Origin of the sequence: Bradyrhizobium sp. 26S5 (assembly GCF_036923295.1) — a bacterium.
Classification (GTDB): domain Bacteria; phylum Pseudomonadota; class Alphaproteobacteria; order Rhizobiales; family Xanthobacteraceae; genus Bradyrhizobium; species Bradyrhizobium septentrionale.
Genome location: NZ_CP145948.1, coordinates 5,586,792 through 5,604,687, shown reverse-complemented (window position 1 = coordinate 5,604,687; position 17,896 = coordinate 5,586,792). Strand labels below are relative to the sequence as shown.

The following is a 17,896-nucleotide window of genomic DNA, read 5'->3' as shown; positions in this document are numbered from 1 at the left end:
TCATTCCGGGGCTCGCGAAGCGAGAACCCGGAATCCATACCTCCATAGGTCATGCGGCCAAATGGATTCCGGGCCCGCGCCAAGAGGCGCGTCCCGGAATGACGGAGAGCTACTTCTTCTCGCCGATCTTGCCTTCGGTGCCGGCCTGCAGGCGCTGGATGTTTTCGCGGTGCGTGTAGAACAACAGCAGCGTCAGCACGACGAACAGCGAGGCGAGGGCGTTGTGGCCGAACCACCACAGGAACAGCGGCGTCACGAACGCGGCGATCAGCGCCGACAGTGACGAGTAGCGCGTGGTGTAGGCGGTGCCGAGCCAGATCACGGCGAAGATCAGCGCCGCTGGCCAGAACAGCCCGAGCAGCACGCCGAGATAGGTGGCGACGCCCTTGCCGCCGCGAAACTTGAGCCAGACCGGGAACAGGTGGCCGAGGAACGCGCCGAGCGCTGCCAGCATCGCGGCGTTCGGGCCGTCGATGGTGCCCGCGATGATGACGGCGACCGTGCCCTTCAGCATGTCGCCGATCAGCGTCGCCGCGGCGAGGCCCTTGCGGCCGGTGCGCAGCACGTTGGTGGCGCCGATATTGCCCGAGCCGATCGTGCGCAGATCCTGGGTGCCGGCGAGCCTGGTCAGCACCATGCCGAACGGGATCGAGCCGAGCAGATAGCCGATCAGGAAGGCGGGCAGCAGCATCGCGTCAGCAGACATCGCGGTGGTTCCCTGGACGGCCGGTCCGGTCGATTTCGGCCAATTCCGTCAATGAAATATTAACCATCAGCCCGCACCATGGCCTTGGAAATGAGGGAGCTTATCATGGCTTCTGTTCGCAGGCGGCTGGAGCAGCTGTTCTTTGTCGTTTACGTCGCAGCTATCGTCGTCGGAACGACGATGGAGGCGATGTCGCAACTCGCGGCGCGTTGAGTTCCATTCAAATTTAGAGCTTTTCCGTTCCGATTGCGTCGGAACGGGGCTCTAATTTTTTGTTTTGACGCGTTTTCTTCACGCGAACCGGTATCCACTTCGCTCGAAAACGCTTTGGCTTTAGACGTGCTCGTACACGGTCCGTCCGCCGACGATGGTCCGCGTCACGCGGCCGGAGAAGCGGGCGTCGTCGAACGGCGTATTCTTGCACAGCGATTTGAGATCGTCGCGGTCGAGCACCCAGGGCGTGTCGGCGTCGATCACGATGATGTCGGCAGGGGCGCCTGCGCGCAACGTGCCGCCGGGTAGGCCGAGCAGTTCCGCCGGCCGGGTCGACATCGCCCGGACCAACGTCTTGAAATCCATCTCGCCATTGTGGATCAGCCGCAGCGCCGCCGGCAGCATGGTCTGCAGGCCGACTGCGCCGCTCGCCGCTTCCGCGAACGGCAACCGCTTGACCTCGACGTCCTGCGGATTGTGATCGCTCATCACGACGTCGATCAGCCCCGAGGCCAGCGCCGCGACCAATGCCCTGCGGTCGTCCTCGGTGCGCAGCGGCGGCGACAGCTTGAGGAAGGTGCGGTAGGGCCCGATATCATTTTCGTTCAAGGTCACGTGGTTGATCGAGACCGAGGCCGAAACGTTGTAGCCGGAGTCGCGGGCGCGCTTGAGGATCTCCAGCGACTCGGTCGAGGTCAGCGAGGCCGCGTGATAGCGGCCGCCGGTCAACCCTGCCAGCCGCATGTCGCGCTCGAGCATGATCGACTCGGCGGCGGTTGGAATTCCGGCAAGCCCGAGCCGGGTCGCGAATTCGCCCTCGTTCATGACGCCTTCGCCCACCAGGTTCGGGTCCTCGGTGTGATGCACGATCAGCGCGTCGAAATCGCGCGCATAGGTCAGCGCGCGCCGCATCACCTGGGCGTTGGTGACGCTGCGGTCGCAGTCCGTGAAGGCGACCGCACCGGCGGCCTTGAGCAGGCCGATCTCGGTCATTTCCAGGCCCTGCATGCCCTTGGTCAGGGCCGCCATCGGGTGGATGTTGACGATCGCGGTGTCGCGGGCGCGGCGCAGCACGAAGTCGACGGTGGCGGAGTTGTCGATGACAGGCGAGGTGTCGGGCTGGCAGATGATGGTGGTGATACCGCCGGCGGCGGCGGCTTGGCTCGCGGAGGCAAAGGTCTCGCGATGGCTGGCACCGGGTTCGCCGACGAAGGCGCGCATGTCGATCAGGCCGGGGGCCACGATCTTGCCGGCGCAATTGACGATGTCGGTGCCTTCGGGGACGCCGGCGGCGCCGATGCCGCGCTTGGCGTCACGGATCACGCCGTCGGCGATCAGGACATCGCCCGGACCGTCGAAGTCGCGGGAGGGATCGATGACGCGGGCGTTGGCGAGCAGGATGGGGCGGCGGTCAGTCAGCATGGCGTCACGCGTTCGGCAGGTTGCGGGCGAGCGCTTCGAGCACCGCCATGCGCACTGCCACACCCATTTCAACTTGTTCACGGATCAGCGACTGCGCGCCGTCGGCGACGAAGGTGTCGATCTCGACGCCGCGATTCATCGGGCCCGGATGCATCACCAGCGCGTCCGGCTTGGCGTAACCGAGCTTCTTCTGGTCGAGGCCGAAATAGTGGAAATACTCGCCCGTCGACGGCACGAAGGAGCCGTTCATGCGCTCGCGCTGCAGCCGCAGCATCATCACGATGTCGGCGCCGTTCAGTCCCTCGCGCATGTCGCGCGCGACCTCGACGCCCATCCGCTCGATGCCGGGCGGCAGCAGCGTGGAGGGGGCCACCACGCGGACGCGCGCGCCCATGGTGTTGAGCAGGAAGATGTTGGAACGCGCCACACGCGAATGCAGCACGTCGCCGCAGATCGCGATCGTCAGTCCCTCGAGCCGGCCCTTGTTGCGGCGGATGGTCAGCGCATCCAGCAGCGCCTGCGTCGGGTGCTCATGGGCGCCGTCGCCGGCATTGATCACGGAACCGTCAACCTTGCGCGCCAGCAGCTCGACCGCGCCGGAGGCGTGGTGGCGCACCACCAGGATGTCGGGGTGCATTGCGTTCAGCGTCACCGCGGTGTCCATCAAGGTCTCGCCCTTGCGGGTCGACATCGATGACACCGACATGTTCATGACGTCGGCGCCGAGGCGTTTTCCAGCGATCTCGAACGAGGACTGGGTCCGGGTCGACGCCTCGAAGAACAGATTGACCTGGGTGCGACCGCGCAGGCTGGCGCGCTTCTTGTCGACCTGGCGGTTGAGCTCGACATACTCCTCGGAGAGGTCGAGCAGGCCGGTGATGTCGTCAGCGGAAAGCCCTTCGATGCCCAGCAGATGCCGGTGACCGAGGACAAAAGTCGATTTCAATGATGGGGTCATTAAAGCGAGAGCTATAGGCGCGGATGACCGGTGGGGCAAGCGCGAAGAGGGCCCAGCGGAGTTTTCCCCGAGTAAGATGTGACGGCCTTCTCCGCCGTCATGCCCGGGCCTATTCCCGCCTTCGCTGAAGCTTCGGCGTGGCTGACGCAGAGCCCGGCGAGCCTTGGCGGAGCCGGCTTCCGGGCGTCCGTCCTTGCTTTTGCGGGCGTTTCCGGAACAAGACGTGGTTGGCCGGGCATGGGCGGAGCGGAAGCGACGGGCCACGCCCGGCGATGGCGCCGGAGCGAGAACTGGTGAAAATTGTCGTGATCCTCGTTGCCGTTGCTGGTCTGGTCTCTCCGGCGCTTGCCCAAGGCGTGCCCGGCGGCTTCGCGTTCCTGCGCGACATCGATCCGACCATCATCCAGGACATCCGCTACGCCACCGCGAACAATTTCATGGGCCGGCCGCTCGCGGGCTATGGCGCGGCGGAATGCGTCGTGAAGCGCGAGGTCGGGCTGCGGCTCAAGGCCGTGCAGCAGGAACTGGCGCGGCAGAAATTGTCGCTGAAGATGTTCGATTGCTACCGGCCGGCCCGCGCGGTCGCCGACATGGTGGCGTGGTCGAAGAACGGCAGGGAGACCGCCGCCGAGCGGCGCTACAACCCGGCGTTCTCGAAAGCCGATCTGTTCCGCCTCGGCTATATCGCCACCCATTCCGGTCATTCGACCGGGGCGGCGGTCGATCTGACGCTGGTCGATCTGACCGCGGACAATTCGGGGGCATTCGATCCTGCGCGCGCCTACGCCGATTGCACGGCGCCGGTCGCGGCGCGCGCGCCCGAGGGCAGCGTCGACATGGGCACCGGCTATGACTGCTCCGACGTGAAGGGACACACCGCTGCCAGCTCCATCACGCCCGCACAGCGGCGCTGGCGCAACCTTCTGGTCGCGGCGATGGCCCGCCAGGGTTTTGTGAATTATTCGAAGGAATGGTGGCACTTCTCGCTGCCGGGCGCGGGCGCGGCGGCCTACGATTTCCCGATCACACGGGCGCGACTAGGACCACAGCCGCCACTGTAGAGATGACCCAACGCCGTTCTTGGCCACGGGCGTTCGTGATGCATTTTGCTATTGTGGCTTCTTCATTGTTGCGTATCGGCCAATGGAGCACGCGATGCCAGACAGCAAGCCAATCGAGGCGAAGTCGCACACCCCGGTGCCGCAGGGCTATGTGATTGGTGCCGGAGAGGGGGAACACCTGATCCATTTTCGTGATGGCGGCAACATCTTCATCAAGGCCGACCCCATGATGGGGTCCAATCATCTTGGCCTGGGTATTCAGCAGCTACCCAAGGGCTCGGGCATTCCCCTTCATCGACACCTCGACAGGGACGAAGCCTTTTACGTTCTGGAAGGCAGCGGCACGGTCACACTCAACGATGTGCGGCACGCCTGCGAAAAAGATGGAACGATTTTCATACCCAGAAACACGTGGCATGGGTTCAGTAGTCCAGACCGGGAACTGGTTCTGCTGTGGATCATGGTGCCCCCGGGCCTCGACGGTTTCTTTCGCGAAACTTGCAGCCGACCCGGCGAGCCGCGAAAGGAATTGACGCGGGAGCAGATCAACGCGATCGCCCTCAAATACGGGACCGAATTCACCTAGGCGGGCTCAAACATTTGCCCACCGCTAGCAGGGCAAAGCGGACGTGGCATCGTCGTGCCGTCAAATCCAGTCGCCGATTCCGAAGTAAATCTGGCCGTTTACAGAATCGGCCAATCCGGCGCGGAAATCGGCGCGCCGCGGGGCGTTGTCCGTGCCATTTTCGATGCGGCGGGCTCGGACCCCGCAAGTCGTGACGTGGAGATGCCCCGGATGAAACTGATCGCGTCGATACGGACGATTTCGATCGCGCTTTGTCTGTTGGGGCCGGCGTCCGCCGACGAGCTGACGACTCCGGGCGACGCAACGAGCCTGGGCTTCTCCGCCGCGCGGCTGGCGCGGATCGCGCCCTGGTACCAGCGCCGCTTCGATGCCTTCTCGCCGTCGGACGGCCTTTTGCCCGGCGCCGTGGTCGCGATCGCCAAAGGCGGCAAGCTCGCCTATTTGCAGGCGATCGGATTTCAGGACCGCGCCAAAACTGTTCCGATGAAGACGGATTCGATCTTCTGGATCGCGTCGATGTCGAAGCCGGTGACCAGCGTCGCCGCCATGATGCTGGTCGACGAGGGCAAGCTCGACCTCGACGCACCGGTTGCGCGGTATCTGCCCGAGCTTGCGGAGATGCGGGTCGCGTCCCTGAAGACCGACCCGGCCACCGGCAAGACGGAATACGGGCTCGATCTGCCGAAGCGGCCGATGACGGTTCGCGATCTGCTGCGGCATACGTCGGGCCTGATCTACCCGGAAATGGATTTTGCCTATCCGGAACGCGGCCTTTCGGACGCGGACGCCGAATTTGCGATCCGGGTGATCCACATGCTCTACGGCTCGAAGGCTGTGTTCAGGCGCGACAAGACGTTGGCGGATTTCGTCTCCAGTCTGGCCAGCTTGCCGCTCGCCCATCAGCCGGGCGAAGTCCATGAATATGGCTGGAACGCCGACGTGCTCGGCCGCATTGTCGAGGTCGTGTCCGGTCAGTTTTTCGACCAATTCCTGCAGAGCCGCATCTTCGCGCCGTTGCATATGGTCGACACGGGCTTCTATGTGCCGAAGGAGAAGCTCGACCGCCTGGTCGATTCTCCCATGCCGGAACGGCCGCCGATCTGGGATGTCACGAAGCCGACGAAGCTGTTCGCCGGCGGCGGCGGGCTGGTGTCGACCGCGTCCGACTATCTCCGCTTTTGCCAGATGCTTCTCAACGAGGGTGAGTTCGATGGCGTGCGCCTGCTCAGCCCGCAGGCGGTGAAGCAGATGACGACGAACGCGCTGTCTCCGGACGCTCGGATCTTTGGCGGTGACGAGGTCGGCAGCCGTGCCGGAACGACCTTTGGGCTTGGCTTCGGGATCCGCGTCAATCCCGTCTTCAGCTGGATACCCGGCGCCGTCGGAAGCTATTCCTGGGCCGGGTTGTGGGGCACCTATTTCTGGATCGATCCGGTGGAGAAACTGATCGGCCTCCAGATGATCCAGGCGACGCCCGGCAGCAAGGGACGCGCAGCGCTGCGCTACGCCGGGATCAATCATCTCACCTATGGCGCATTGACGGTTGCCGGGTCGTCCTCGTCTGCTCCGCCGGCGGGATCGGCGATGGCGAGCCCGGAAGCGCTCGCCGACTATGCCGGGATGTATGATTTCGGCGCCTCGGTGAGTTCGCGCGACCGGCAGGGCCTGGCCGACGGCAAAACCGGCTGGCTCGGCATCGAGGCGTTCGTCACGATGGAGCCGGAGGGCCTGCGGATCAATCGGCCGCTTCCTCACAGCCCCGCAGCCAAGGCCGGCGTAGTGGCGGGCGATCTGATCACCGAACTCGACGGCGCGCCGCTCAAGGGACGTTCGCTCGGCGACGTGCTGGCCCGGCTGCGAGGGCAGGCCGACACGGCGATCAGGATGAAGACGGTCCACAAGGGGCAAGACGGTGCAAACGAGCTCAGCGTTGTGCGGGCTGCGCGGAGTGTCGATACGGTCCAGCTTCAGCTTCGCGTCGAGCAGGGCAGGCTCGTCGCGGAAGCTATGGGGGCCTGGCCGCTCCTTGCGTTCGAGAAAGGCAAGGCGACGCCGCTGGTCGCCACATCGAACAACGAATTCACGGTGGACGACGAGGATCACACCAGGATCGCGTTCGTCAGGGACACGGCGGGCAAGGTCTCCGGGCTCATCCTCAATCCCGGGCCCTGGGAGCAGAAGGCGGCGATCATCGCGCCGGCGACGAAATAGCTGATGCCAAAAGCCGGATCGGATTTCCTTCAAATCCGAGGCATTTTCGCAAGACAAAGCTTGCCATCGCAAAAGCAGCTGAATGCGCGTTCAACACTCCTTAATTGCGGCCGTATCAAGTGCGCGCATTACGGGAGCACGAAGCATGCGTTTCGGAGCCATTGCAATCATTGTCGTCGGCGCTGCCGGCATCGCGATCTACGACCAGTACGACAAGGGCGCGAACTACCAGCGCGTCGATGCGCGCATCAGCGGCGTCAACGAGCAGTGCTATCTCGAAAAGGTCGAGCGCGGCGTCATCACCAAGACGACGTTTACGTCCGACCTGACTCGCTGCGAAACTGCCGAGCTGCTGCGCAAGGAGCATCCGAAGTGGCAGGGCTATGACGTGAAGCACAAGATCGAGGTGCGCGTCGTCTATGTCTCGCCGGTCGATGGAGCCACGCACCAGTCGAGCCTGCAGATGTCCTACTTCCCCAACGGCAAGCCGCTGCGCGCCGGCGACGTGTTGCCGGTGCTGGCCTCCAAGAGCAAGGCGGAGAAGACGCGTTCGATCTGACCGTCACGGCGGTCGGGCAGGATGGGAATTCGACGATGCGTCTGGGGCTCTACGGGATCATCGCCATCGGCGTCGCGGGCTTCTATGCCTATGGCGAGCTCGACAAGCGGGTGAACTTCCGGCCGATCGACGCGCGCGTCAGCAGCGTCAAGGAGCAATGCTACATGGAGAAGACCGAGGGGTCGCGGAGCTCGACCTCCGACCTCTTGCCTTGCGAGCTTGTCGAGCTGCTGGCGCGGCATCATCCGAAGTGGCAGGGCTCCGACATCAAGCACAAGATCGAGATCCGGTTTGCCTACATCTCTCCGGTGGATGGCGCCGCGCATGAGTCGAACCTGCAGCTGGCGGCCTATCCGGATAACCGGCAACTGAGCAGCGGCGACATTTTTCCTGTCCAGGCGTCCAGGAAGGAGGCGAGCCGGACCCGCGCCAGTGACTGGGTCGACCGCTGGCTCGGCCGCCATGCGCCCAGGCATGGAAGCATCTAGGGCAGGCACCGATAAATCCGGATTGTCCGCGTCTAGGGGATAGAGCGGACATGGCCTGACCGGCCGGGAACGTCTGCAAATGACCCATTTCGGACTTCGTCACTGCAAAAATGTTTCGTCGTGATGAATGGGTAACAGCCCGGCCTGTAGGAGCGTGTTAGCCTTGACGATTGCTGGAGGCCGTAGTGAACAAGCTGGCAAATGCGGTTGCAGCCATTGCGCTGGTCGGAACGCCCGTTTTCGCGGCAGACATGCCGGTCAAGGCTCCGCCGCCCGCACCCGCACCGGTCTATAGTTGGACCGGATTGTATGTGGGCGGCAACGTCGGTTACAGCTGGGGCAAGGCCGATACCGATGTTGTAGGCAACGCGACCACCGTTGTGTTTCCAACCTTCTTAGGTGGCTTTCCAAACAATAGCGTTGCGGTTGCGGGCTCGAATACAGCAAAGCTAAATGGCGCCAGCGGCGGTGGCCAGGTCGGCTACAATTATCAATTCAGCCCGAGATGGGTGTTGGGTTTCGAGGCTGATATTCAAGATTCGGGCGAGCGAGGGGGCAATACGTTTGCCGCTCCATTCTCAACGACAGTTTGCACGCTCGCGGCCGCGGGCCCACCGGGGGTGCCTGTAGTATTTCCTAATAACGGTCCTCCGACCTGTCTTCTGACTGGCACGCTCAACGGCACCGCAGCGACCACGTATGATGCCAAGATTAACTGGTTTGGGACAGTTCGTGGGCGTGTTGGAGGTTTGATAACCGATCAGGTTTTGATCTATGGGACCGGCGGCTTGGCTTTTGGCCGCGTCGAAGTGTCGGGCGTTACTGGTGTTAGTGGGTCAATAAACACCAACGCTGCCCTTACACCCAGCGCGAACGCCTTCAGCGACTCCAGGACGAAGGTTGGCTTTACGGTTGGCGGAGGGATCGAGGGCAAAATCTCGTATGGGATGGGCTGGACGTGGAAATTGGAATACCTCTACGTCGACTTGGGATCGCTCGACACGATCGGCCCGTTTCCTGGCGCGTCCGTCAACCCGCCCGGTTTGGGGTTAATCACATCGCCCTTCAGCGGCACTATCACCACGCACACCCATTTCACCGACAACGTCTTGCGCGTCGGGCTGAACTATCAGTTCCACTGATCTGACCACGGCGACTTCTGGTTCTGGCCCTTAGCTGACATGCCTTCATCATCTCTCCCCGATGTCCGACTTCGGGGCCAGCACCTGCCTGCATCGCGCGGGCCCATTTTTGAGTACACGTCCTGGCTGAAGCGCATTTTTCGCTGCCCGGCACCGGCGCGCAGGCTTATGATCCATCGATTCCATTGCGCCACGGCTGGCCCGTGATCCACCCCGGCGGAGACCGGTTGTCCGCGCAGCGAGACCAATTACCGAGGAGACCATGACGCAGGCTCCGTTCACCACCCACGACGTCTTCAACCAGTCGCCGCCGTTTTGGGATGTCGACCTGTTCACGGCGGACGCGCCGCTGGTCGCGGCCGTCGCCGCCAATGGCGGCGCGGCGGCGACGGCTGAGCTGTCCGATTTCGGCAAGCAGTGGGGATCTGCCGTGATGGCGGAGCGCGGCCGCGTCGCCAATGAGAACACGCCGAAACTGCGAATGTTCGATGCCAGGGGCAACCGCCGCGATGAGGTCGAGTTTCACCCGGCCTATCACGAGCTGATGGCGCACTCCGCGCATGCCGGGGTGCACAACTCGACCTGGACCGCGGACGGCAGGCCGGCCGGTGGCGCGGCCGAAGTGGTGCGCGCGGCAAAATTCTATATCGCAGCGCAAGTCGAGACTGGCCATCTCTGCCCGATCACGATGACGCGCGCCTCGGTCGCGGCGCTGGCCTCACAGCCGGACATTCTGGCGAAGACGATGCCTGTGATCGGCACGCGCGCCTACGACCCGAGCTTTGCGCCGTGGTGGACCAAGCGCGGCATGACGCTCGGCATGGGCATGACCGAGAAGCAGGGCGGCACCGATGTGCGCGCCAACATGACGCGCGCCGAGCGCGACGGCGATGCCTATCGCATCACCGGGCATAAATGGTTCATGTCGGCGCCGATGTGCGACGCGTTCCTAGTGCTGGCGCAGGCCGAGCAGGGGCTGAGCTGTTTCTTCATGCCGCGCTTTGCGCCCGACGGCACGGTCAATTCGATCCACTTCCAGCGGCTGAAGGACAAGCTCGGCAACCGCTCCAATGCCTCCTCGGAGGTCGAATTCCACGGCGCGTATGCCGAGCTGGTCGGCGAGGAGGGCAAGGGCATCCGCACCATCATCCAGATGGTGCAGCTGACGCGGCAGGATTGCGCGATCGCATCCGCCGGCTTGATGCGCTCGGGGTTGGCGCATGCGCTCAATCACGCGCGGCATCGCAGCGTGTTCCAGAAGCATCTCGCCGACCAGCCGCTGATGCAGGCGGTGCTCTCCGACATGGCGCTGCATGTCGAGGCGCAGGCCGCGCTGGTGATGCGGCTCTGCCGCGCCTTCGATCGTGCGCCCACCGACGCAGGCGAGGCCGCCTATATGCGGCTGCTGACGCCGGCGATCAAATACTGGATCTGCAAGAGCGCACCTAGCTTCCTCTATGAGGCGATGGAGTGCCTCGGCGGCAATGGCTATGTCGAGGAGGGCATTTTGGCGCGGCATTACCGGGAGTCGCCGGTCAACGCGATCTGGGAAGGCTCCGGCAACGTGATGTGCCTCGACGTGCTGCGTGCGCTCGGCCGCGAGGCCGATGCCGCGCTCGCCGTGCTGCGCGCGCTCGCCGACGAGACCGAGGGCCTGCCGGGTGCGGCCGATGCTGTTGCGATGATTGGGAAGTCATTCCGCCGCTCCGACAGCGAGCGCATCGCGCGGCTGGCGGTCGAGAAGCTTGCGCTGCTGGCGGCCGCAGCGGCGCTCAACCAGGTCTCGCCCAAAAACGCCGAGCTGTTCGCGACGACACGGCTTGCCGAACGCCACGCCGGCATGTACGGCGCGGTGGACCTATCCGATGCCGATCAGCGCGCGCTGCTGGCGCGAGCGCTGCCATGAAGGTTTGCTGATGGACGCACTCAATCCCGATACTCCGCCGGCGGCGGTTACACCGCCACCACGTCCGCCGCGGGTCTGGAAGTTCTGGGGCACCGCGCTGTGGGGCCTCGTCATCTTCGCGGCGATGTTCCTCGGCCAGGTCGCCGTCATCGTCTACCGCATCATGGCGCAGGGGGCAGAGCTGTCGGTGGCCGGCATCACCCATGTGGTCGCCGACGGTCTGACGATCTCGCTCTCGGTGCTCGCCGGGCTGCCGATGGTGGTGCTGGTGCTATGGCTCGCGATCCGCCGGACCCGGATATCGTTCGCGGATTATCTCGGGCTGCGCGGCACGTCGTGGAAGAATGTCATCATCGGCATCGTTGCGCTGCTCGTGCTGGTCGGGGCCTGGGACATGGTGTCCCGCGCCGCCGGCCGCGAGGTGACGCCGGGCTTCATGGGCGACGTGCTGAAATCGGCGCAGGAGCACAGCGCGCTGTGGCTGCTGGTGATCGCCTTCGCCGTCGCCGCGCCGCTCTGGGAAGAGCTGTTCGCGCGCGGCTGGCTCTATCGCGGCTGGTCCGAATCTGCGCTCGGCCCCTACGGCGCGATCCTGCTGTCGTCGATCGTCTGGACCGTCATGCACCTCCAGTACGACTGGTTCTTCCTCTGCGAGGTGCTCTCGATCGGCCTGCTGTTCGGCTACCTCCGTTATCGCACCGGCTCGACCTGGCTGACCATCCTGCTGCACGGGCTGAACAACCTCGCGGCCACGATCCAGACCTGGTGGCTGGCGGGGTAGCGGTCTCGCATGTTAGCTTGAAGCAGGCCCACCTTCGCTGCAACGTTGTTGCAGAAAAAATCCTGATGTCGAACTTCGAGAATGCCAATTCGCCGGTCCCGGCTTCGGCGAAATCGCCGCGGGTATGGGATTTCCTGGAGACGACGCTTATTGGCCTTGTCGCTTACGGCGCGTTTCTTCTAACGGCAGGGCTTGGACTTTTTGTCCTTATACTCGCGCAGTATGGGACAATCCCGATTGCTCATGTTGAGTTCGAGGGACGCTGGCAGGGCGCCGGTCTGGTCTTCGGAAGTCCAGCTGCGGTTGCGGTGCTTTGGGTCTCTGTCCGCAAGCTCGATCGGGACTTTTCCGAATACCTTGCGCTCAATTGGCCCAGTTCACGAGAGCTTTTTCTCGCATTCGCGATCACGGCAGTCATCCTGATCGTGGAGGGCTATTTTCGAGCTTTCGTAGGCGCAGATACGAGTTGGATCGCTCCTAGTTTGAACGTGCAAGGGCGGGGTGGCTTGCTAACCTTCCTGATCGGCTGCTGCTTGGCCGCGCCGATCATGGAGGAGTTTATTGTCCGCGGCTTTTTGTTTCGAGGATGGTCGCAGTCTTTCTTCGGGCCAGTCGGTGCCATCGTCTTGACATCAGTGGTTTGGGCTCTCAACCACACTCAATACGATTGGTCCGATCGCTTCTGTATATTCGTTTTCGGCCTCGCTCTGGGCTACTTTCGTTGGCGGAGTAATTCGACCTGGCTGACTGTGCTCGTTCACTCGGCCATGAACATAATCAGTTCCTTCATGATAGGGCCTTATGTTTAAAGCCCGACCGCGGCAATCACGACCGGCATCGTGACCGCCGCCAGAATCGTCTGCAGCGTGATGATCTGGGCGAGCAGCGGGGCGTCGCCGCCCATCTGGCGCGCCAGCACATAGGCTGACGGCGAGGTCGGCACCGCGGCGCAGGCCGCGACGATGGCGAGATTGGCGCCGCTGACGCCGAACCACACCGCCAGCGCAACGGTGAGCACGGGCATCGCGACCAGCTTCAGGACCAGCGCGGCGCTGGCGGCGAGGCCGGGGCGGAAGATGCCTTCCAGATGCAGACCGGCGCCGGTGACGAGCAGGCCGATCGCGAGCGACGAGCCGCCCAGCGCGTCGGCGACATCGTGCCAGATCTGCGGCAGCGCGATGTGCGCGACGTTGATGGCGAGCCCGATCACGCAGGCCCAGATCAGCGGGTTCTTCACGACCGTCATCACGATCGCGCCCACAGTGCGCTTCTCGGACGAGGCATATTTCGCCAGTACGGCGACGCTGAAGACGTTGACCAGCGGGATGATCGCGACCATCGCGACCGAGGCCAGCGCCAGCCCGACGCTGCCATAGAGATTGCGCGACACTGACAGCGCGACATAGGTCTGCCAGCGTGTCGCGCCCTGGAAGATCGAGGTGAAGGCGGGACCGTCGACCCCGGCGCGGGCGAGCGGACCGCGCAGCGCGAGACACAGCAGGCTCATCACGAGCGCCGCGAGCAGCAGCGCGCCGCCGACGCCCGCGACCGGCACCTTTGTCAGATCAGCCTTCACCAGCGTCTGCACCAAGAGCACCGGGAACAGCACGTAGTAGGTCAGCTGCTCCAGCCCGTGCCATTGGGTGTCGAGCCGCATCAGGGTGCGCCTCAGGACGAAGCCGAGCACGATCAGGAGGAACACCGGCAGCAGCGCCGCGATCACCACGGCCATCCTCAGCGGTCCCCGCGCAGCTTCGCGAGCCGGTCCAGCGCGCCCTGCAGGATGAAGATCGCGGCGTGCTCGTCGATCACCTCGGCGCGGCGCGCGCGGCTGACGTCCATCCCGATCAGCTCGCGCTCGACCGCCGCGGTCGAGAGACGCTCGTCCCACAGCCCGATCGCAAGCGCCGTGAGGCCAGCGAGATTGCGGGCGAACGCCCGGGTCGATTGCGCGCGCGGGCCCTCGCTGCCGTCCATGTTGATCGGCAGGCCCAGCACGAAGCCGACGGCGTTGCGCTCGGCCGCGATCGCGAGCAGCCGCGCCGCGTCGGCCTTGAATTGCTTGCGCTTGATGGTCTCGACGCCGGTGGCGAGCCGCCGGTCCGGATCGGAGACGGCAACGCCGATGGTCTTGGTGCCGAGGTCGAGGCCGACAAGCGCGCCGCGGTCGGGCCAGTGCGGCGCGGCTTCGATCAAGGGAAGGATGGGGGCGGGCATGGCGCTAGCGCTTAGCACGCAGGCGCGCGCCGAGGCAAAGCCCGGCGGCAGCCGGCCGTCCATGCGAAAACGCCGATCAGGCGGCAATCACCCGCTCGTCGCCGCCAAGGCACGTGGCAAGTCCCTGCAACGGGCTGTACTGGTGCGCGGTGCGGCGCTGGATGAACAGCGTCTCGACGAGCGCGTGCTTCGGGTTGAGCTTGTGGATGTGGACGTCGCGCTGCACGTGATCGCGCTCGACGACAGCGCGCGGCAGCAGGGTGACGCCCATGTCGGCGGCGACGCAACCAATCATGCCGTCGAGCGTGCCGAACTCGAAGCGGACGGCCGACGGCCAGCCGAATTCGGTAAAGACCTGTTCGAGCCGCTGCCGGTAGGTGCAGCCGGTGCGGAACACCAGCGCGGTCGGGCCCGACTCCGGCGTGCCGGCGCGCAAGGCGGCGAGCGACGTCCAGCGCTGCGCTGTGACCAGCACCAGTTCCTCGGTGAAGGCGGGCGCCGCGGTGAGCTCGGCGTGCTCGATCGGACCGGCGACAAAGGCGCCATCGAGCGAGCCGTCGAGCACGGCGGCCACGAGGTCGGCAGTCGGTGCGGTGCGCAAGGTCAGCCGCACCGCCGGATAGCGGCGATGAAATTCGGCCAGCAGCGCCGGCAGCCGCACCGCGGCCGTGGTCTCCATCGAGCCGATCGACAATGGCCCCTTCGGCTCGCCATCGTCGCGGGCGGCGAGCACGGCTTCGCGCGACAGCGCCGCCATGCGCTGCGCATATGGCAACAGGCGGCGGCCGGCGCCGGTCAGCGACATGCCGCGGCTGTGACGCTCGAACAGCGCGGTACCGATCTCGGCCTCCAGCGCCTTGATGCGCTGGGTGACGTTGGACTGCACGGTGTTCAGCTCTTCGGCGGCTCGGGTGATGCCGCCGAGCCGGGCGACCGTGGAAAAGGTGAGGAGGTCGGTCAATTCCATCGGAGACCACCGTTCTGATTTAGAGATGGTAGTGTTCTCTAGTATTCATTTTCCGAGAATGTTAGGCCCGCTTAGGCTTGGAGTCCAGAACAGCAAGTCCAGAACAGGGAGCGAGCGCATGCCGATCAGCACCGAATTGACGGCACGTCTGGGCGTCACACATCCGATCCTGCTGGCGCCGATGGCCATGATCACGGGAAGCCGGTTGGTCACGGCGGTGAGCGATGCGGGCGGCTTCGGCATCCTGGGCGGCGGCTACGGAGACCGCGCCTGGCTCGAGGCGGAGGCCGCGGCGCTCAGGGGATTTGGCCGTCCGTTCGGCATCGGCTTCATCACCTGGAGCCTCGCCAGGCAGCCCGAGCTGATCGATATCGCACTCGACGCGAAGCCGCGCGCGGTGATGCTGTCGTTCGGCGATCCCGCGCCGTTCGCACCGAAGATCAAGGCGGCAGGCGCGCTGCTGATCTGCCAGGTGCAAAGCGAGGACATGGCGCAACAAGCGCTCGATTGCGGCGCCGACATCCTGATCGCGCAGGGCACCGAGGCGGGCGGTCATGGCGCCTCGCGCACCACGCTCGACATCGTGCCGGCGATTATCGATTTCGCGGCGGGGCGCGTGCCGGTCGTTGCGGCTGGCGGCATCGCGGACGGGCGCGGCGTCGCGGCGATGATGATGCTCGGCGCGTCCGGCGTGCTGATGGGAACGCGCTTCTACGCCAGCGTCGAGGCCGACGCGCCCGAGCAGGCGAAGCAGCTGATCTGCGCGGCGAAGAGCGGCGAGACGGTACGCGGCGTGGTGTTCGACTGGTCGCGCAAATTGATGTGGCCGGCGCCGTTCACCGCGCGCTCGCTTGCCAACGACCATCTGCGGCGCTGGAGCGGCCGCGAGATCGAGCTGATGCAGCGCGCGGACGAGATCGCGGCGGAGTACGCCGCCGCAAGAGCCGCGGGCAATTTCGACATCGCCGCGGTGTTTGCCGGCGAGTCCGTCGGGCTGATCCATGATATCGTTCCGGCGGCCGAGATCGTCGACCGCATCGTCACCGAAGCCGAGCAGTCGCTGCAGGGCCGGCGCAATTTCTTCCCTTCTCCCCTTGTGGGAGAAGGTGGCGCGGACAAAGTCCGCGTCGGATGAGGGGTCTGCATCCGCGGAGACAAACCCCTCACCCGCGCTCGCTTCGCGAGCGCACCCTCTCCCACAAGGGGAGAGGGTACTTCCGAGCAAGCCAGGAAAGAGACACACCATGTGGCCAGACCGTCGATTGATCGATCGTTTCAAGACCGAGTTCCCGATCGTGCTGGCGCCGATGGCCGGCGTGATGGATGCCGAACTGGCGATTGCGGTGGCACAGGGCGGCGGGCTCGGCTCGCTGCCATGCGCGATGCTGTCGGCCGAGAAGGCGCGTGAGCAGGTCAACATCATCCGCCAGCGCGTGTCTGCGCCTGTAAACCTCAACTTCTTCTGCCACAAGGCGGTCGATGCCGATCCGGCGCGCGAGGCGCAATGGCGGCAGCGGCTGACGCCATACTATCGCGAACATGGCCTCGATCCGGATGCGCCGATCAACGCGGCGAACCGTGCGCCGTTCGATGCGGCATTCTGCGCGGTGGTCGAGGAGTTGAAGCCGGAGGTCGTCAGCTTCCATTTCGGCCTGCCGGAGGCAAAACTGTTGCAGCGGGTGAAGGCGGCGGGCGCCATCGTGATGTCGTCGGCCACCACCGTGAAGGAGGCGATCTGGCTCGAGGAGAACGGCGCCGACGTCATCATCGCGCAAGGCGCCGATGCCGGCGGCCATCGCGCCATGTTCCTGACCGAGACCATCGCCGAGCAGCCCGGCACCTTCTCGCTGCTGCCGCAGGTCGTGGATGCGGTGAAGCTGCCGGTGGTCGCGGCCGGCGGCATTGCGGATGGACGCGGGATCGCGGCGGCGTTCGCGCTCGGGGCCTCCGCTGTGCAGATCGGCACGGCCTATCTGCGCTGTCCGGAGTCCAAGGTGACCGCGGCAGGCCGGATCGCGCTGGCGCAGGCCAGCGATGAATCGACCGTCATCACCAATGTGATGACCGGCCGTCCGGCCCGCGGCGTCGCCAATCGCGTGATGCGCGAGGTCGGCCCGATCTCACCGGACGCGCCGGCGTTCCCGCATGCGGCGACCGCGCTCGGCCCGCTGAAGGCGGCTGCCGAAAAACAGGGCAAGGTCGATTTCACCAATCTGTGGGCCGGGCAGGCGGTGCGGATGGGCAAGGAAATGCCCGCAGCCGAGCTGACCCGCGCGCTGGCAGGCGCCGCGCTGGCACGGATGGGGGCATTATCTCAGGCCTGACGCGCGGGCTCGCTCTGGTTGACCTCCAGATGCTCGGTCGCGAGCCTGCGATAATGCGCGGCCATTTCCTTGTAATGTTGCCGGGAGATCGGATCCGTGGCGCTTTCGGCGCGGCGCTCGAACATCTCGGCCTTGTCCTGCAGAATTTTTGCCTGGGACATGGCTATTTCTCGTCTCGTTCAGACCAGACAGGCCACGTAAAGGATCGCGACACCGATCGCGGTACCGATCGACCAGAGGGCAGGGTCCCAGCCTCCCGGCTGGGGGGTGATCTCACGCATGGACATGACGGCTCCCGTACTTTTCTATTTGAGGGGAGTAGGCGCCGCGAATGTTTCAGGACGACTGCGCCGGG

General features: G+C 64.9%; 18 protein-coding genes. 11 read left to right on the top strand and 7 right to left on the bottom strand.

The window, feature by feature from the left end; translation table 11 throughout:
• Positions 1-109: 109 nt before the first annotated feature.
• The 3 genes from plsY to V5279_RS26160 all read right to left on the bottom strand — a co-directional run bounded on the left by plsY (position 110) and on the right by V5279_RS26160 (position 3,299).
• Positions 110-706, bottom strand: a complete 597-nt coding sequence (gene plsY, locus V5279_RS26170) for a glycerol-3-phosphate 1-O-acyltransferase PlsY (protein ID WP_338689358.1) — start codon at positions 704-706, stop codon at positions 110-112.
• Positions 707-1,039: 333 nt separating this feature from the next.
• Positions 1,040-2,341 (bottom strand): dihydroorotase, encoded by a 1,302-nt coding sequence (locus V5279_RS26165; protein WP_338689356.1) that lies wholly within the window; start codon positions 2,339-2,341, stop codon positions 1,040-1,042.
• A 4-nt stretch (positions 2,342-2,345) separates the two neighbouring features.
• Positions 2,346-3,299 carry an aspartate carbamoyltransferase catalytic subunit gene (locus tag V5279_RS26160; protein WP_166294423.1) on the bottom strand — a complete coding sequence of 318 codons (954 nt, stop codon included), beginning with the start codon at positions 3,297-3,299 and terminating at the stop codon, positions 2,346-2,348.
• A 272-nt stretch (positions 3,300-3,571) separates the two neighbouring features.
• Here V5279_RS26160 and V5279_RS26155 point away from each other — a divergent pair, with 272 nt between their 5' ends.
• The 9 genes from V5279_RS26155 to V5279_RS26115 all read left to right on the top strand — a co-directional run bounded on the left by V5279_RS26155 (position 3,572) and on the right by V5279_RS26115 (position 12,842).
• Positions 3,572-4,360: a M15 family metallopeptidase gene (locus V5279_RS26155; RefSeq protein WP_338689353.1), complete on the top strand. Its 789-nt coding sequence runs from the start codon at positions 3,572-3,574 to the stop codon at positions 4,358-4,360.
• A 94-nt stretch (positions 4,361-4,454) separates the two neighbouring features.
• On the top strand, positions 4,455-4,946 hold the full coding sequence (locus V5279_RS26150; protein ID WP_338689351.1) for a cupin domain-containing protein: 492 nt from the start codon (positions 4,455-4,457) through the stop codon (positions 4,944-4,946).
• A 210-nt stretch (positions 4,947-5,156) separates the two neighbouring features.
• Positions 5,157-7,157: a serine hydrolase gene (locus tag V5279_RS26145; protein WP_338689349.1), complete on the top strand. Its 2,001-nt coding sequence runs from the start codon at positions 5,157-5,159 to the stop codon at positions 7,155-7,157.
• A 145-nt stretch (positions 7,158-7,302) separates the two neighbouring features.
• Entirely contained in the window at positions 7,303-7,716 is a 414-nt protein-coding gene (locus V5279_RS26140) for a hypothetical protein (RefSeq protein WP_165123969.1), read from the top strand.
• A 35-nt stretch (positions 7,717-7,751) separates the two neighbouring features.
• The gene (locus V5279_RS26135) at positions 7,752-8,204 is read left to right on the top strand and encodes a hypothetical protein (RefSeq protein ID WP_338689346.1); all 453 of its coding nucleotides are present in this window, start codon (positions 7,752-7,754) and stop codon (positions 8,202-8,204) included.
• 185 nt (positions 8,205-8,389) lie between these two features.
• Entirely contained in the window at positions 8,390-9,346 is a 957-nt protein-coding gene (locus V5279_RS26130) for an outer membrane protein (RefSeq protein WP_338689344.1), read from the top strand.
• A 262-nt stretch (positions 9,347-9,608) separates the two neighbouring features.
• A complete protein-coding gene (locus V5279_RS26125) occupies positions 9,609-11,252 on the top strand; it encodes an isovaleryl-CoA dehydrogenase (RefSeq protein ID WP_338689342.1) in 1,644 nt (547 codons plus the stop codon).
• Between the two features lie 10 nt (positions 11,253-11,262).
• Positions 11,263-12,033, top strand: coding sequence for a CPBP family intramembrane glutamic endopeptidase (locus V5279_RS26120; protein WP_338701389.1), 771 nt, complete (start codon positions 11,263-11,265; stop codon positions 12,031-12,033).
• Positions 12,034-12,050: 17 nt separating this feature from the next.
• Positions 12,051-12,842 carry a type II CAAX endopeptidase family protein gene (locus V5279_RS26115; RefSeq protein WP_338689340.1) on the top strand — a complete coding sequence of 264 codons (792 nt, stop codon included), beginning with the start codon at positions 12,051-12,053 and terminating at the stop codon, positions 12,840-12,842.
• Here V5279_RS26115 and V5279_RS26110 read toward each other — a convergent pair.
• The 3 genes from V5279_RS26110 to V5279_RS26100 form a co-directional block, all read right to left on the bottom strand.
• Entirely contained in the window at positions 12,839-13,765 is a 927-nt protein-coding gene (locus V5279_RS26110) for an AEC family transporter (protein WP_338689338.1), read from the bottom strand. The genes V5279_RS26115 and V5279_RS26110 overlap by 4 nt on opposite strands.
• A gap of 2 nt (positions 13,766-13,767) precedes the next feature.
• Positions 13,768-14,250 (bottom strand): Holliday junction resolvase RuvX, encoded by a 483-nt coding sequence (gene ruvX, locus V5279_RS26105; RefSeq protein ID WP_029081064.1) that lies wholly within the window; start codon positions 14,248-14,250, stop codon positions 13,768-13,770.
• Between the two features lie 76 nt (positions 14,251-14,326).
• The gene (locus tag V5279_RS26100; protein WP_338689335.1) at positions 14,327-15,217 is read right to left on the bottom strand and encodes a LysR family transcriptional regulator; all 891 of its coding nucleotides are present in this window, start codon (positions 15,215-15,217) and stop codon (positions 14,327-14,329) included.
• A 118-nt stretch (positions 15,218-15,335) separates the two neighbouring features.
• Between V5279_RS26100 and V5279_RS26095 the strand changes: the two genes are divergently transcribed.
• Positions 15,336-16,352, top strand: a complete 1,017-nt coding sequence (locus tag V5279_RS26095; protein WP_338689333.1) for a nitronate monooxygenase — start codon at positions 15,336-15,338, stop codon at positions 16,350-16,352.
• Positions 16,353-16,461: 109 nt separating this feature from the next.
• Positions 16,462-17,541, top strand: coding sequence for a nitronate monooxygenase family protein (locus V5279_RS26090; protein WP_338689331.1), 1,080 nt, complete (start codon positions 16,462-16,464; stop codon positions 17,539-17,541).
• Here the strand turns inward: V5279_RS26090 and V5279_RS26085 are convergent.
• The gene (locus V5279_RS26085; RefSeq protein WP_166294440.1) at positions 17,532-17,702 is read right to left on the bottom strand and encodes a hypothetical protein; all 171 of its coding nucleotides are present in this window, start codon (positions 17,700-17,702) and stop codon (positions 17,532-17,534) included. The two genes, V5279_RS26090 and V5279_RS26085, sit on opposite strands and share 10 nt — an antisense overlap.
• Positions 17,703-17,896: the final 194 nt, after the last annotated feature.

Excerpts from the sequence above, each read along its gene's own strand:
- plsY (WP_338689358.1), bottom strand. The coding sequence starts at position 706 with ATGTCTGCTGACGCGATGCTGCTGCCCGCCTTCCTGATCGGCTATCTG.
- V5279_RS26165 (WP_338689356.1), bottom strand. The coding sequence starts at position 2,341 with ATGCTGACTGACCGCCGCCCCATCCTGCTCGCCAACGCCCGCGTCATC.
- V5279_RS26160 (WP_166294423.1), bottom strand. The coding sequence starts at position 3,299 with ATGACCCCATCATTGAAATCGACTTTTGTCCTCGGTCACCGGCATCTG.
- V5279_RS26155 (WP_338689353.1), top strand. The coding sequence starts at position 3,572 with ATGGCGCCGGAGCGAGAACTGGTGAAAATTGTCGTGATCCTCGTTGCC.
- V5279_RS26150 (WP_338689351.1), top strand. The coding sequence starts at position 4,455 with ATGCCAGACAGCAAGCCAATCGAGGCGAAGTCGCACACCCCGGTGCCG.
- V5279_RS26145 (WP_338689349.1), top strand. The coding sequence starts at position 5,157 with ATGAAACTGATCGCGTCGATACGGACGATTTCGATCGCGCTTTGTCTG.
- V5279_RS26140 (WP_165123969.1), top strand. The coding sequence starts at position 7,303 with ATGCGTTTCGGAGCCATTGCAATCATTGTCGTCGGCGCTGCCGGCATC.
- V5279_RS26135 (WP_338689346.1), top strand. The coding sequence starts at position 7,752 with ATGCGTCTGGGGCTCTACGGGATCATCGCCATCGGCGTCGCGGGCTTC.
- V5279_RS26125 (WP_338689342.1), top strand. The coding sequence starts at position 9,609 with ATGACGCAGGCTCCGTTCACCACCCACGACGTCTTCAACCAGTCGCCG.
- V5279_RS26120 (WP_338701389.1), top strand. The coding sequence starts at position 11,263 with ATGGACGCACTCAATCCCGATACTCCGCCGGCGGCGGTTACACCGCCA.
- V5279_RS26110 (WP_338689338.1), bottom strand. The coding sequence starts at position 13,765 with ATGGCCGTGGTGATCGCGGCGCTGCTGCCGGTGTTCCTCCTGATCGTG.
- ruvX (WP_029081064.1), bottom strand. The coding sequence starts at position 14,250 with ATGCCCGCCCCCATCCTTCCCTTGATCGAAGCCGCGCCGCACTGGCCC.
- V5279_RS26100 (WP_338689335.1), bottom strand. The coding sequence starts at position 15,217 with ATGGAATTGACCGACCTCCTCACCTTTTCCACGGTCGCCCGGCTCGGC.
- V5279_RS26095 (WP_338689333.1), top strand. The coding sequence starts at position 15,336 with ATGCCGATCAGCACCGAATTGACGGCACGTCTGGGCGTCACACATCCG.
- V5279_RS26090 (WP_338689331.1), top strand. The coding sequence starts at position 16,462 with ATGTGGCCAGACCGTCGATTGATCGATCGTTTCAAGACCGAGTTCCCG.
- V5279_RS26085 (WP_166294440.1), bottom strand. The coding sequence starts at position 17,702 with ATGTCCCAGGCAAAAATTCTGCAGGACAAGGCCGAGATGTTCGAGCGC.